The organism is uncultured Empedobacter sp. (assembly GCF_937930195.1).
Lineage (GTDB): Bacteria > Bacteroidota > Bacteroidia > Flavobacteriales > Weeksellaceae > Empedobacter > Empedobacter stercoris.
Genome location: NZ_CALGVK010000184.1, coordinates 26,364 through 41,434, shown reverse-complemented (window position 1 = coordinate 41,434; position 15,071 = coordinate 26,364). Strand labels below are relative to the sequence as shown.

Annotated in this window: 15 protein-coding genes; 8 read left to right on the top strand and 7 right to left on the bottom strand. The window is 31.5% G+C overall.

From position 1 onward, the window contains the following. Position 1: 1 nt before the first annotated feature. Positions 2-676 (top strand): 16S rRNA (cytidine(1402)-2'-O)-methyltransferase, encoded by a 675-nt coding sequence (gene rsmI / locus Q0616_RS11115; protein WP_286482940.1) that lies wholly within the window; start codon positions 2-4, stop codon positions 674-676. Here rsmI and recJ read toward each other — a convergent pair. Genes recJ through Q0616_RS11910 form a run of 3 tightly spaced genes read right to left on the bottom strand, consistent with a single transcriptional unit; the run spans position 673 to position 3,852 of the window. Continuing rightward, a complete protein-coding gene (gene recJ, locus Q0616_RS11110; RefSeq protein ID WP_171623025.1) occupies positions 673-2,373 on the bottom strand; it encodes a single-stranded-DNA-specific exonuclease RecJ in 1,701 nt (566 codons plus the stop codon). The genes rsmI and recJ overlap by 4 nt on opposite strands. 47 nt (positions 2,374-2,420) lie before the next feature. Beyond that, a complete protein-coding gene (locus Q0616_RS11105; protein ID WP_171623026.1) occupies positions 2,421-3,170 on the bottom strand; it encodes a uroporphyrinogen-III synthase in 750 nt (249 codons plus the stop codon). Between the two features lie 7 nt (positions 3,171-3,177). Further along, the gene (locus Q0616_RS11910) at positions 3,178-3,852 is read right to left on the bottom strand and encodes a DUF4271 domain-containing protein (protein WP_260541764.1); all 675 of its coding nucleotides are present in this window, start codon (positions 3,850-3,852) and stop codon (positions 3,178-3,180) included. Between the two features lie 66 nt (positions 3,853-3,918). On the opposite strand from Q0616_RS11910, the gene Q0616_RS11100 reads away from it, so the two are divergent. Together Q0616_RS11100 and Q0616_RS11095 are read left to right on the top strand one after the other, a co-directional pair. Continuing rightward, positions 3,919-4,641: a polyprenol monophosphomannose synthase gene (locus Q0616_RS11100; protein WP_171623028.1), complete on the top strand. Its 723-nt coding sequence runs from the start codon at positions 3,919-3,921 to the stop codon at positions 4,639-4,641. Then, positions 4,638-5,030: a DUF4296 domain-containing protein gene (locus tag Q0616_RS11095; RefSeq protein WP_171623029.1), complete on the top strand. Its 393-nt coding sequence runs from the start codon at positions 4,638-4,640 to the stop codon at positions 5,028-5,030. The genes Q0616_RS11100 and Q0616_RS11095 overlap by 4 nt, the downstream gene beginning before the upstream one ends. 43 nt (positions 5,031-5,073) lie before the next feature. Here Q0616_RS11095 and Q0616_RS11090 read toward each other — a convergent pair whose 3' ends face one another. Together Q0616_RS11090 and Q0616_RS11085 are read right to left on the bottom strand one after the other, a co-directional pair. After that, positions 5,074-5,595 (bottom strand): acyl-CoA thioesterase, encoded by a 522-nt coding sequence (locus Q0616_RS11090; protein ID WP_171623030.1) that lies wholly within the window; start codon positions 5,593-5,595, stop codon positions 5,074-5,076. A gap of 116 nt (positions 5,596-5,711) precedes the next feature. Further along, positions 5,712-6,866, bottom strand: a complete 1,155-nt coding sequence (locus Q0616_RS11085; protein ID WP_171623031.1) for an SPOR domain-containing protein — start codon at positions 6,864-6,866, stop codon at positions 5,712-5,714. Positions 6,867-6,955: 89 nt separating this feature from the next. On the opposite strand from Q0616_RS11085, the gene dprA reads away from it, so the two are divergent. The 5 genes from dprA to Q0616_RS11060 all read left to right on the top strand — a co-directional run bounded on the left by dprA (position 6,956) and on the right by Q0616_RS11060 (position 12,944). Next, complete coding sequence (gene dprA / locus Q0616_RS11080) at positions 6,956-8,053, top strand: DNA-processing protein DprA (RefSeq protein WP_260541766.1); 1,098 nt, start codon at positions 6,956-6,958, stop codon at positions 8,051-8,053. 58 nt (positions 8,054-8,111) lie between these two features. Then, a complete protein-coding gene (locus Q0616_RS11075) occupies positions 8,112-10,337 on the top strand; it encodes a two-component regulator propeller domain-containing protein (RefSeq protein WP_298776973.1) in 2,226 nt (741 codons plus the stop codon). Further along, complete coding sequence (gene recO, locus Q0616_RS11070) at positions 10,337-11,056, top strand: DNA repair protein RecO (RefSeq protein ID WP_298776971.1); 720 nt, start codon at positions 10,337-10,339, stop codon at positions 11,054-11,056. The genes Q0616_RS11075 and recO overlap by 1 nt, the downstream gene beginning before the upstream one ends. 83 nt (positions 11,057-11,139) lie before the next feature. Beyond that, positions 11,140-12,291 carry a cystathionine gamma-synthase gene (locus Q0616_RS11065; protein WP_298776969.1) on the top strand — a complete coding sequence of 384 codons (1,152 nt, stop codon included), beginning with the start codon at positions 11,140-11,142 and terminating at the stop codon, positions 12,289-12,291. Between the two features lie 59 nt (positions 12,292-12,350). Then, the gene (locus tag Q0616_RS11060; protein ID WP_298776967.1) at positions 12,351-12,944 is read left to right on the top strand and encodes a hypothetical protein; all 594 of its coding nucleotides are present in this window, start codon (positions 12,351-12,353) and stop codon (positions 12,942-12,944) included. Positions 12,945-12,991: 47 nt separating this feature from the next. Here Q0616_RS11060 and Q0616_RS11055 read toward each other — a convergent pair whose 3' ends face one another. Both Q0616_RS11055 and Q0616_RS11050 read right to left on the bottom strand, forming a co-directional pair. Beyond that, positions 12,992-14,449: a T9SS type A sorting domain-containing protein gene (locus tag Q0616_RS11055; protein WP_298776965.1), complete on the bottom strand. Its 1,458-nt coding sequence runs from the start codon at positions 14,447-14,449 to the stop codon at positions 12,992-12,994. Between the two features lie 136 nt (positions 14,450-14,585). Beyond that, the gene (locus tag Q0616_RS11050) at positions 14,586-15,068 is read right to left on the bottom strand and encodes an inorganic diphosphatase (protein WP_171623038.1); all 483 of its coding nucleotides are present in this window, start codon (positions 15,066-15,068) and stop codon (positions 14,586-14,588) included. Positions 15,069-15,071: the final 3 nt, after the last annotated feature.

Sequence of the window (15,071 nt, the reverse complement as noted above, 5' to 3'; positions counted from 1 at the left end):
CATGAGTGGAAAATTATATTTGGTTCCAACACCAATCGGAAATTTAGGAGATATGACATTTCGAGCTGTTGATGTATTAAAAGAATCGGATGTGATTCTTGCTGAAGACACGCGAAATAGTGGTATTTTACTAAAACATTTCGAAATTTCTACTCCAATGCGTAGTTATCATATGCACAACGAACATCAAGCAACAGAAGATATTGTTCGTCAGTTAAAAGATGGTCAAATTATCTCTATTATTACAGATGCTGGAACTCCAGGTATTTCTGATCCAGGTTATTTGTTAGCGAAAGAGTGTGTTGCAAATGATATTGTTATCGAATGTTTGCCTGGCGCAACTGCTTTTGTTCCTGCTTTGGTTGTTTCGGGATTACCAAATAACGAATTTACTTTTGTTGGATTTTTACCTGTAAAAAAAGGACGAAAATCTAAATTAGACTCATTAGTAGATGAAAAGAAAACAATGATTTTCTACGAATCTCCCCATAAAATAGGACGAACTTTAAAAGATTTAGCTGAAAATTTTGGCGCTGAACGTAAAGCGAGTTTATCACGAGAAATTTCTAAAAAGTTTGAAGAAACATTACGTGGAACTTTAACAGAATTGGCTGAAATTGCCGAAAAAAGAAATTTAAAAGGTGAAATGGTTTTGGTTGTTGAAGGAAATCACTAATCGTTGAAACGAATGTCTTTGATGTTTAATTGCCAAGTTCCTTTTCCTTGCCAATAATTCATCCCGATAGTATAAACCATATCAAACGATTGACCTTTCTCTAATTTTGGACCAAATTTACCTAATTTGAAACCTATTGCAGGAAATGTAATACGCGTATCTCGTTGATGTACATACAAACGTGCATGTTCTTTACCAACTAATCTAAAATCTGTTGCCAATAGATCTTTTGACAGAAAAACAGGGTTCATATTTTCTGGACCAAAAGGAGCCATACGCATCACAGATTCTAAAAAAGTACGTGTCATATCGTTGAACGATATCTCTTTATCAATCAAAATAGAAGGTGTAAAGTGTTTGCCGTTCGACATTTCTTTTACCGTTTCATCAAATTTTATTTTAAACTTCTCGAAGTTTTCTTCTTTCATTGCTAAACCGGCCGCCGCCATATGTCCACCAAATTGAGTTAGCAAATCTTTGTTGGTTGCAATAGCAGAATGAATATCAAATTCTTGAATAGAACGTGCCGAACCTACTATTTCTCCTTCATTGTTTTTCGTAAATACAATCGTCGGTTTGTAGTACAAGTCAACTAAACGCGAAGCAACAATTCCTATGACTCCCTTATTCCAAGAAGAATCGTAAACAATTGTCGAATATTTTTCATCTGTATTGATTTGATTTAGTTGTAATAGCGCATCATGTGTCATGTCAAGGTCCAACGTTTTGCGTTCGTTATTCAAAGAATTTATGTCATTCAGGTATTTACGACAATCTTCTTCGTCTGTACTCAACATAAAACGAACAGCTTCAGAACCGTGTTTTATTCGTCCAGCGGCATTAATTTTTGGCGCAATTGAAAAAACAACATTCGAAATGTTGACATTATTTTTAATATTGGTCGGAATTAATTGTTGAAATGCTAAACGAGGTTCAGAGTTTAATCGTTGTAAACCTGCATAAGCTAAGATGCGATTTTCACCCGTAATGGGTACAATATCAGCCGCAATACTTACAGCAACTAAATCTAAAAGTGGTAAAAGATTCTCTTTCGGAAGGTTAAACTTTTCGGTATATGCTTGTGCTAATTTAAATCCAACTCCACAGCCGCTCAACTCTTTGTACGGGTAACGGCAACCTTTTTGTTTTGGATCCAAAACAGCATAGGCTTTTGGCACAGAACGATCTGGTAAATGGTGATCGCAAATAATATAATCTATTTTTTTTGATTGTGCATAGTTAATTTCTTCATGAGCTTTTATGCCACAATCTAACACAATAACCAGTGAAATGTTATGATCTACAGCAAATTGTATGCTTTGTTGAGAGATGCCATAACCTTCGTTGTTTCGATCTGGAATATAAAAAAAGACTTTCGAGTAGATAGAAGTCAGAAATTCGTAAAATAATGTTACAGCTGTCGTTCCATCTACATCGTAGTCTCCAAATATTAAGATATTTTCTTCGTCATCTATAGCGTTTTTGATACGCGAAACTGCATCAGACATTCCTTTCATCAAAAAAGGATCATGCAATTCCTTTAAAGAGGGGTTGAAATACGATTTAGCTTGGCTAAAATTCGTTATTCCACGTTGAGCTAATAAAATAGCAAGAACCTCTGAAATGTTAAGTGATTCTCTTAAATCCTTAATTACCTCAGTTGTGGCTTGTTCTTTTATTTCCCATGTTTTTTCCATCTCTTTAATGTACGTATTTTTTATTAGAGAGAAGGGTAAAAGCAATCTTATTTAGATTTATTTGCTTCTTTAACGTATTTGTCTAATGCCATTGTCATTGACGGTGTCTGTGGTGTTGGCACCTCAATATCTACACGTAATCCCATCTCTTTTGCTTGATCTGCTGTCGATTTCCCAAAAACTGCTATTCTCGTATCGTCTTGTACAAATTCTGGAAAATTTTCAAATAAAGATTTAATACCAGAAGGTGTAAAGAAAACAAGAATGTCATATTTTACATCAGACAAATCTGATAAATCACTTGATACAGTTCTGAACAAAGTTGCTTTTTGCCATGTTAAACCTAAGCTATCTAATAAAGTAGGAACGTTTGGTTTCAAAACATCAGATGCGGGTAATAAAAAGTTTTCTTCTTTGTGCTTTTTAAACAAAGGCACCATGTCAGCAAATACTTTTTCTCCAATATAAATTTTACGTTTTCTATAGACTATGTATTTTTGTAAATAGAAGGCAATCGCTTCAGATTCACAAAAATATTTCATAGAATCAGGAACGGTAAAACGCATTTCTTCTGCAAGGCGGAAGAAGTGATCAATTGCATTTCTACTCGTAAAAATAACTGCAGTAACTTTGCTAAAATCAATCTTTTGTTGTCTAACTTCTTTTGCGTCTATTCCGACAACTTGGATAAATGGTCTAAAATCAATTTTGATTTTATTACTTTTTTCAATCTCGTAGTATGGCGAGTTCTCCGCCTGAGGCGTTGGTTGTGATACTAATATTGATTTAACTTTCATAGTAATTTTAGATTACTTTACCAACAATTAACAGCTTTGCTAAAACCATAATAGGTAAAATTTCTAGGGTGCAAAGGTACAAAATATTATAATACCAAATTGATTTATTCTTATGAATTTGTTTGGCGTAAATGCTATAAATCTCAAATATTCTATTCAAAAACAACAAAATAAAACCGATGATGATTAAATAATCTTTGTTAATTTGGGTATAAAAAAATAAAAAGCAAATAACTAATAAAAGCAAAACATTTTTAGCGTTTACATAACTCGAACTTTTCATAAAATAGAGAATAGAACTAGATTCATAAAATACTTTATAAAAAACGACCTCTATCAATAGTCTGAAAAGCATGATGATACTAATAATTCCAAAGGTTATTCCTAGACGAGATAAATAATAAAAGTTGAAATTCGGGAGGTGGTTGTAATTAATGTCAAAATAAGAAACCAATAGTAGACTGATCAATAAAACTGTTACAGCATTTACAATAAAACTAAACAGAGTCGTATTATCGTCCGTAAAATTCATGTATTCGTTTTTATTTGTTAGCGTCTTAAAATTTTTCGCAAACAAATATTTTGTCGCACAAACCAATAATAAACACATTATCAAAGTAATAAGAATAGTGTCATTGCCAACTGTGTTTTTTCCTATTGAGATTAAATCGTTTGTTTTCATAATTTTTTCAAAAATACAAAACCCTAACAATCTTATAACTATCTTTATGCCCACAAAATTATATTTATGTCGGACAAATTAGTTATTATCCCGACCTATAACGAAAAAGAAAACATAGAAGCTATAATCCGCGCTGCTTTAGCGGCTGACGGAGCATTTGATGTATTAATTGTTGATGATAGTTCTCCTGATGGAACAAACGAAATTGTAAAACGTTTAATTCCTGAGTTTAATGGGCGTTTGCATTTAGAAATTCGAACAACAAAAGATGGTTTGGGGCGTGCTTATGTACATGGTTTTAAATGGGCTTTAGCCAATAATTACGAATTTATTTTCGAAATGGATGCCGATTTTTCTCATAATCCAAATGATTTGCCACGTTTGTATCAAGCTTTGGCTGATGGTGCTGATTTAGCAATTGGTTCTCGCTATTCTAATGGCGTTAATGTTGTTAATTGGCCTATGAACAGAGTTTTGTTATCTTATTTTGCTTCAAAATATGTTCGTGTTATTACGCGTTTACCTGTTCATGATGCAACAGCAGGATTCGTAGGTTATCGTGCAAATGTTTTAAAAACATTAGATTTAGATAAAATTAAATTTAAAGGTTATGGATTTCAGATTGAAATGAAATACAAAACATGGATCAAGAAATTTAAACTAAAAGAAGTCCCTATTATATTTACGGACAGAACGTTGGGAGAGTCAAAAATTAGTTCTGATATTATTGGGGAAGCTGTTTTTGGCGTAATTTCGTTGCGAATAAGACATATATTTGGACAATTATGAAGTATTTGTATGTAGCAATTATTTTATTTTTAGGAGTATTTAGTTGTGCTCCAAAAAATTATGAAAAACCAAAAGATCTTATCGGAAAGTCTGATATGATAGATATTTTGACAGATTTATACATTAGCCAACAAGGTTTGCAAATGTATCCAATTCAAAATGAAGATCAAAGCCTTGTTTTAGCGAAAGACGCAGTAGACATTTTGAATGCTTATGATGTTTCAATAAATACTTTCCAAGAAAGTTACAAGTATTATATGATGCAACCAGAAAAAATGAAAAAGATGTTGGATGAGGTTAAAAATAATCTTGAGGATAAATTATCCAAAGAAGAAAAAGAACGTCAAAACACTCAAAAAAATAATTTAGAAGAGTTCAAACCTCAATAAAAAAAGCCTCAAGTTTAGATGATTTGAGGCTTTTTTTATGTAATTATTCTGTTATAAATAGTGATTTCAATTCAAGCGCATCCGCAGGTTGCATACGTCCTGCTAAAATTAAACTTAATTGTTTACGACGCAAAGCTGCTTCGTAACGTTCAATTTCTTGTTCAGTTTCAGGAATTAATTCAGGTACTTTTACAGGTTTATTGTCGTTATCAACTGCGACAAAAGTGTAAATTCCACTATTTGTTTGGTTGTAAATACAGTTTTCGTAATCGTATACATAAACATCGACATACACTTCCATCGAAGAATTGAATGCTCGTGTAACTTTAGATTCTAATTTTATTGTACTTCCCATAGGTATAGGAATATTGAATGCAACATGGTTCACACTTGCAGTTACAACTAAGAAACTTCCACCATGCATTTTTGCAGAGATTGATGAAATTCGGTCCATAGAAGCTAACAATTCACCTCCGAACATATTTCCTAAATTGTTGGTTTCATTTGGTAAAACCAAATTTGTCATTACAGCTAATGATTCTTTTGCTGTTTTTGCTTTCGCCATAAACTTTTGTTTGTTGTTTGCAAATTTCAATAAAATAAACGAGTTTCTTTATACCATCAATAAAATAAGCTATCCACAGGATAGCTTATTTTATTGATGGTATTTTAAAAGGTAAATTAATTTTCAGTTCTAACCCATGTTCCGGGCGACTTTTTATTTACATCATTCATATATTTTTGTGCATCATCTATATTATTAAAGCTATTGTATGTAACATAGTAATAGCGACCTTTTACATAGTTGATTTCAGCATTTTTGTAACCTTGTTTTTTCAATTCGCCCAACAATCTATCTGCATCTTCTTGTCTTTTCAAAGAAGCAGCGATAACTTGGTATTTTTTATTTGAAGTTTTTACAGTTGATTTTGTTGTACTATCTTTTTTATCAACATTTTTTACATCTTCTTTTTCTGGTGATTCAATCTTCGTTATTTTTTTTGTTTCAGTTTTAACGATTTCTTTTGATGAAGGTTTTTCTTTTACAATTGCAGTTATTTCCTTATCCGTTTCATTCAGTTTAGTTTCTTTTACAACTGTAATTTCAACTTTTTTTGGTGTTTCAATTGTATCTGTTTTTGTTACTGTTTCAGCAATTTGATATTCGACTAAAGAAGGTTCAGTAATCGTTTGTGGCATATTATAAACGTCATATTGCACAGAAACTTTTTCAGTTTGTTTTGTTTCATTTTGGCCAATCATTGGCAAAACTAAACCGCTCCATTGTTTATTTACAAATTTTTGTACAGGTTGCGGCGTATTAAAATATAGAAAGCCACCAACTATAATAGGAATTATAGAGGCTGCTGCTAAAAATTTAGACATGTGTTTGTTTGATGTTTTAGCTTTAGATGAATCTAAAATGTAATTGGCTTGTAAATTTGAAAGCCCATAAGCAGCAACGAAATAATTTTGAGCATTTTCTGGTTTGAAGTCAATTTTTCCTGCTTCATTAAATTTTAATGAGCCAATATTTTGTAAGGTTAGAATTTTCCCATTTTTCAAATGTTCTTGCCAAAAATAAACCTGTTCATTCAAAAAAGTTTGCGCATTTTCAAAAGACATGGGTTCATCTTGTACAATTTTATTCACCAAAACTCCATCACTTTTTGTTAAAGTCGAATTGAAAGAAAGTTCTTTTCTTGGTGGAATAAAAGTATTCGTTTTCTCGTCGAATGCTACAGACGCTGCATTTGAAATAAACGCACCAAAGTTCGGAACGATTACACAATCGTGCTGAAATAATAATTGACTTATATGCTCTTCTAACCTCATACTACGAAATTAACATTTTTTTTAAATTCTGCAAAAAAATAAATACTTAAAATACTACTTAGTTGGTTTAATATTAATAATTTAACAAAATGAAAACCGATTTACCTTATATTTTAGCACTTTCTTTTCAGAAAAGAATTGGCGATATCACAGCCCGAAAAATTATTCAATTTTTTGGTTCGGCAGAAGCTGCTTGGAATTGTAAACCAAAAGATTTGATGCAAATTTCGGGAATTGGTCAGCAAATAAGCAAAGATTTTGGTCAAAAAAAATGGTTAGAATTGGCTTTTAACGAAATCGAATATTGTGAAAATAATCATATTCGTATTTTAACTTTTTACGACGATACCTATCCACAGCTGTTAAAAGAGTGTATTGATGCGCCTTTGGTACTTTTTTGTAAAGGAAATTTAGAGTTCAATCATTTTAATAATAAAAAGATTTCAATCGTTGGAACTCGAAAAATGACCAATTATGGACGAGGTTTTATTGCTGAATTAATTGAAGGTTTAGCAGATTTTGATGTAACTATTGTTAGTGGATTGGCGTATGGTTGCGATATAGAAGCGCATACAAATGCACTTAAAAATAAGTTGGTAACTTGGTCAGTGATGGGAACTAATTTCGAACGAATTTATCCTGCAGCTCACAAGATTATTGCAGTAGAAATGTTACAAAAAGGAGGTTGGATTACTGAACAACCAAGTTTTAAAGCTGGCGCTCCTGAATCATTTCTTCAACGAAATCGTATCATTGCAGGATTGTCCGATATTACAATAGTAGTAGAATCAGCTTTTAAAGGAGGAAGTTTGGTAACCGCTAAATTCGCAAATGAATACAATCGAGAAGTGTTTGCTTTACCTGGAAAAACAACAGATGCATTAAGTGTTGGATGTAATTATTTGATTAAATCTCATCAAGCTTATTTAGTGGAAAACTCGAAAGATATTATTGATTATTTTAATTTCAATTCACAGAAAAAATCAAAACAAATAGATCTATTTATTGAAATTTCTGATGATGAAAAAGTGATTGTAAATTACTTGAAAAAAAACGGAAAGCAACACATCGATAAAATGTCTTTTGAATTGAATATGAAATCGTATGAGTTAATGCCTTTGTTGTTAGATTTGGAGTTGAAACAAATTATTTCTACACTTCCAGGGAAGTTTTATGATTTATTGTAATAATAAATACAATTTTTAACCAATTATTTTGTTATAAATTACAGTATTTTTGTGCATTATGAAGACAAAATTGTTCATTTTCATCACCATGATTTTCACAAGTTTAAACGCTCAAAATGATAAAGCGCGTTGGAACGATCTTTTTTCTTACAGCAATGTAAAATTGTTGGAAGAAGTAAATGGTGTAATTTATTGTGGTACCGAAAACGGGATATTCTTATTTAATCCTAAAAATCCAACAAATGATTGGATTAAGTTGAATAAAACCAATTTTTTGAATAATGTGGGAGTTTCTGCAATGGCTTATGATAAAGAGTCAGATTCGTTTTTAGTAGGTTATGAAAATGGAGGATTAGATTTATTGAAATCTGGTGAATCGACGATGGTGCTGGATATTAAATGGAATGGATTTAACGGAGTTAAAAAAATCAATCATATTTTTATAAATGATGGAATTGCGTTTATTTCTGGTGCTTTTGGGATTGTTTCCTACGATCTGAAAGATGAAGAATTTAAAGAAACAACACGTACAAATACAGCTGTTGTAAATGATGCAACAATTTTAAATAACAAACTTTATATTGCTACATCAAAAGGGATTTTTTCAAGTGAATTAACTTCAAAGAAATTAAATAATCCAAATATTAATTTGTGGACTGTTCAAAATTTGAATCAAAATGTTTCAAATATAGAATTGTTTGAAAAAGAGATTTATTATTCAGTAGAAAATGAATTAAAAACAATTTCTGGAACTCCTGTTTCTGAAGCTTTTAATTTTATTGAAGATTTAAAATTATCAAATGAAAAATTAATCATTACTCAAAATAATCAGATATCTGTTTTAGGAAGTGGTGATTATTCTAAATCTGAAATTAATTTTAATACTGCAATTTCAATTGATAATATTGTTTATGGAGGTTCAGTAAATCATGGAATTATTAATTTATCTAATCTTGAAGAATTTTATCCCGATGGACCATTTAACAATAAAGCTTGGTCGGTTACAACAAAAAATGGCAAAGTATGGATTGCACCAGGAGGAACAGAAGGATATACAGCTCCGATTCAAAATGAAGATGGATTTTCTATGTACAATGGAAAAAAATGGAATCATTTTTCAAGCGAATGTTTAGGAACAGCAAGAGACATTACTACTGTATCTGTTAATCCTACCAACGATAAAAACTTTGTTATAGGTTCTTTTAATAAAGTAGATAATAATACAAGATTGTTTGAATTCAACACAGATTTTTCAACAAATTTATCTAATTGTAGAGATGAGTATAAGTTGATTTTAAATACAGAAATACCAGGTTCTAGAATTTCAGGTGTAAAATTTGATGCGTTAGGCGATTTATATATTGGAGCATCTTTTCCTAGTAATTTTTCGCAGGATTGGAAAGTTACATTTTATGCTAAAAGAACAAATAACTCTTGGATAACGTACGGACCAGAAAGTGGGAATGAATCTGTTGCTTTATCTCCTAGTGTTACTGATTCATATGTTTATTATCCCGTTGCAAGAAATGGAGGAATAATTGTTTTTGATAAAAATTTGGGTAAAGTTCAATCAATCAATACTTCCAATAGCAAATTGCCAATAAACAATGTTTTAGCTATAGCAAATGATAAGACAAATAATCTTTGGATAGGAACAGGACAAGGATTGGTAGTGCTTTATAGTGCTGACGATTCTGTAAAAAATAATACAGTTAATGTAGAACCAATTGTTATTATTCAAGATGGAATTCCAGAAGCCTTATTAACAGATGTGGGTATTTATTCCATAAAAGTTGATAATGCAAACAGAAAATGGATTGCAACAAATGGAGCAGGTGTATATTATGTTTCGGAGAGTGGAGAAGAAACAAAACTACATTTCACCTCTAAAAATTCGCCTTTACCTTCTGATATAGTGTACGATGTTTCGATTGATGAAACCACAGGAAAGGTATTTTTTGCAACAGAAAAAGGAGTGGTTTCTTATAATGGTGATGTTTCGACGGAAACCAATAACTTTAATGATGCAATTGCATATCCAAATCCGTATCGTCCAGAATATACAGGGAATATTACAATTAAAAATCTTCCAAATAGAGCTTTAGTTAAAATTACAGATATTGTTGGAAATTTACTTTTTGAGAAAAAAGCAGATGGAGGAGTGATAGAATGGAATACAAACAATTCGAAAGGAAAACCAGTAGCTTCTGGAATTTACTTAGTTTTGATGACAAATGCAGATGGTACCGAAACTAAAACATTGAAACTTGCAGTTGTTAGATAATGAAAATTTTAGAGACCAAAGCAGTAGTCCTTTCAAGCATAAAATATGGTGACACGAGTTTAATAATTCGTTGTTATACCCAAGATTTTGGCTTAAAATCATTTATAGCAAAAGGCGTTTTCTCTAAAAAAAAGCGAAATACATCTTTGTATTTTCCACTTGCAGAAATAGATCTTAGTTTTCAACCCAAATCAAGTGAACAACAATTGGTTTTCTTAAAATCGGCTCAAACTTCCTATTATTACGAAACCTTGCATTTTCATCCAATCAAATCGGCGATTGTTTTTTTCTTGGCTGAAATTCTAAATTTAGTGTTGAAAGAAGAAACCGATAACCCAGATTTATACCTATATATCGAACATTCACTAAAAGAATTTGATCAAAAAAAAGAAGATTTTGCAGATTTTCATTTGATTTTTTTGATTCAATTGACACATTTTTTAGGGTTTTATCCCAATTTAGAATTAGACGGAAATCTATTCGATTTAGAAAATGGTTTTTTTACAAATTCCAATTCATCCATCAACATGTTGAAAGCAGATGAAACCGTTTTGTTCAAAAAACTATTAGAACTTAATTTTACAGCAGATTCAAAAAATATATTTAACCAATCACAACGTTCTTTATTGCTCGAAATTTTGGTGAAATATTATCAAATTCATACCAATAATTTTAAGAAACCAAAATCATTACAAGTTTTACATGAATTGTTTAGTTAAATCTCCGGAAATAATTTCTAACAAATCTTTAAAACAGAGAATAAAGAAAACTCCATATATTTGCTATAGTTAAAACATTCACAATGAAATTCAATACAAAAGCTATACACGGTGGTCAACAACACGATCCATCTACAGGAGCCGTAATGACTCCAATTTATCAGACATCAACTTTTGCACAACGTTCACCTGGAGATTATAAAGGTTACGAATATTCTCGTGGTGCAAACCCTACTCGTACTGCTTTAGAAAATGCATTAGCTTCTATCGAAGGTGGAGTTGCAGGTTTTGCCTTTGGTTCTGGTTTAGCAGCAATTGATGGCGTTTTGAAATTATTCAAACCAGGTGATGAAATTATCGCAATGGACGATTTATATGGTGGTTCTTACCGTTTATTTACGCGTGTTTACGAGAAATTTGGATTGAAATTCCATTTCGTAGATATGACAAATGTTGAGGCTGTTGTCGCGTTGATCAATTATAACACAAAAATGGTTTGGATTGAAACACCAACAAATCCATTGATGAAGGTAGTTGATATCAAAGCGGTAAATGATGCGTCAAAAGCAAAAAAAGCAGATGTTTTAGTTGCGGTTGATAACACATTTGCGTCGCCATATTTGCAACGTCCTATCGAGTTAGGTGCTGATATTGTGATGCATTCAGCAACAAAATATTTAGGAGGTCATTCTGATTTAGTGGCTGGAGCAATCATCGTTAATTCGGAGCAATTAGCAACAGATGTTCACTTCAATTTATTTGCAACGGGTGGAATTTTAGGCCCACAAGACTCTTATTTAGTTCTTCGCGGAATCAAAACATTGGCTGTTCGTATGGATCGTCATTGTTCTAATGGAATGAAAGTGGCTCGATTTTTAGAAGCTCATCCAAAAGTTGCGCATACGTATTATCCAGGATTAGAAAATCATCCACAGCACGAAATTGCCAAAAAACAAATGAAAGATTTCGGTGGAATGGTCACATTTACATTAACTTCTGGAAAAAAAGAAGATGCGTTCAAAATTTTAGAAAATTTGAAAGTTTTCACTTTAGCAGAATCATTAGGAGGAGTAGAATCGTTGGCAAATCACCCTGCAACAATGACACATGCATCTATTCCAGCAGAAAAACGTGCGGAAATTGGTATCACAGATGATTTAATTCGTTTGTCTGTTGGTATCGAAGATATAGATGATTTATTAGAAGATTTAGAACAAGTTTTGAACTTGATATAATCGAGTAATAATATAATTAAAAGTCTGAATTTAGTTTCAGACTTTTTTATTTTTATATAATGAAATTCATCATTTTCTTTTTACTTTCTACGTTGAGTTTTGCTCAACAATTGGATACGATTAATCTCAATCAAGTTGAGGTGATCAATTATTCCAATTACAAACAGTTTCGACCAAAGTTTAAAAAAGTGGAACGATTGACTGATAACACAAGTTTTGGTCTTAAAATATTTTCAAATTTATTGCTACCAAAAGAAAAGGAAATTGAGATTGTCGCAATTGAGATTTTGTTCGAATCAAAAGTCAAAAAGAAGAATTATTGCAACGAATTTTATTATTTTAAACCAATAATTCTACAATCGATTGGTCATAAACAAAGTTTGATTGGTGAAAAATGGTTCGAAGTTGATAAAGATTATCAAGGAAAATATATTTTTCCAGTTCATTTAAAACTCAATATTTCAGAAGCAAAAAACTATTTTATTGGTGTAGAAACTTCTTACGAAAATCCTTTTTGTCCCGAAGGAAATGGTTATTTTGATTTGATAAAAACGAAACAAGCAGTTGATTTGTATTTTGAAATTAATTCAGAAATGATAAAACAAGATGTTTTAAAAAATTATTCATTAAATTATATCATCTATTATAAGTAAAAAGGATATTATTTTGCAACAATATCCTTTTTAACATTTAAATCAAATTACTTCACAATAATTTTAGAAGAAGTTTGATTCGTTTTAAAAATATAAACTCCTTTTGGTAAATTGGTCTGAATAGAATTTTGTCCTATTTTTAATTCACCTTGATGAATTAATTTACCATTTACATCAAAAATTTGATAAGGTGATTTTTCTTTTGTATCAACAGTAAAGTTGCCGTTGGTTGGATTTGGATAAAGAGAAAATTTCTTAGAATTCACTTCGGAAGTTGCTAAATTACTACACAAGAAATGAGAATAATCTACCAATCCTAAAGTCGGATCATCTTTTTGGTGAACAATAACATTTTCTACTTGTTGTTCCGATGATTTTTGATTTTCTATCCAGCAATTTCCAACTGCAGACACATCGTTGACAGAATTATTGTATAAAGCATAATTAATTCCGCCATTTCCATTGTTCGAGAAAATATTATTACCAGGGCGTTCAGCAGTACCTAAGTTGATAAAAGCACCTTTCTCGATATTCGTAATTCCCCATAAACTTCCACGAATTTGATTGTCGAAAATATCAATGACATTTGTTGTAGGATTTGAAGCAAGATAAATTGAAATTCCGCTTCCACCATTCGTAGGATTTGTTTCTGTATTATTATCTTCGAGAATATTTCCGATGATTTTTCCTTTCGAGTTTCCTCCAGAAATGGTAATTCCATATCGGTTGTTGCGAATTGTATTATTTTCGATAATTGCTTCGTTCGTTACACCTAATAAACTTGAAACGGAAATTCCTCCAACTCGAGTTTTTTCTCGATCTCCAATAATTGTATTTCCACGAATAATCGTAGGATTGTTGCCACTTGGTCCCATATTAATTTGAGGACGATTAGAATTGTCTTGATTGTTGCCTTCTAAATGATTATTTTCAAACGTTAAAGCAACAGATTGATTGGCTCCTGAACCGACAACGGGAGTTTTATTGAATTTGAACGTTGAGTTCTTAATGATAGGATTTCCACGAGAAAAATTAATTGCTCCTCCGGTAGAAATTCCACCATATTGATAAGAAATTTCAGAGTTGTTCATGATAAAAGATTCGTTTAGAGAACGAATTCCTCCACCATAAACCATTTTGAAATGATTGAAACTGGCAGTTGCACCTTCTTCTATTCGAATTCCTTTAAAATAAGTAGTTCCTGGATTGTCGGATGTAAACAACACTTCTTTTGGCGCATTAACATCTATTGTTCCGGCAATGGTTATAAGTTTCCCATCAGCAATAACTAAGGTATAATCTGTATCAGATAAAAATGTGTCATTTACAGAAATCGTTAAATCATCTGTTAATTCATAACGATTTGTTGTTTGATCGAAAGTGATGACATCTGTTAAAGCATCAAGATCAGCAATACGGTATGTTTTTCCATCGTTTGGTGTAGCATATTGAGCAAAAATCATCTGCCCAAGCAGCGCTAAGGAAAGTGTAAAAGATTTCTTCATAATTTCACTAAGTATTAATTAGGAATGAAATTAGAAAGAAAAAGCGATTTTTGAAATTATTTATCAATAAAATAGTTCAAAATAAAATAGTCCTCAAAAAATGAGGACTATTGATATGAAAATAATAATCTATTTCTTAGTGAGCAGGAACGAAACGATCTTTTGCTTCTTGTAATAATTGTTCAGCTTGCGCTTTATCACCATATCCTTCTACGATACAAGTTTTATTTTCTAAATCTTTGTAAGTTTTGAAGAAATGCTCAACCGCTTTTAATGTATGAGGGTTCATATCATCTAAACTTTCTAATTGGTTCCAAGTTGGATCAGCAACTGGTACACAAATTAATTTTTCGTCACGACCTTTATCGTCAGACATGTTTAAAACACCAATTGTTTTAACTTCGATAACACAACCTGGTACAGTTGGCTCAGTTAAGAAAACTAATACATCAATTGGGTCACCATCCAATGCTAAAGTATTTTCAACAAATCCGTAGTCTGCTGGGTAAAACATTGGTGAATACAAAACGCGATCAAAACGAATTCTTCCTGTTTCGTGATCCATTTCGTATTTATTACGAGATCCTCTTGGGATTTCTATAATTGCATCAAAAGTCATTGT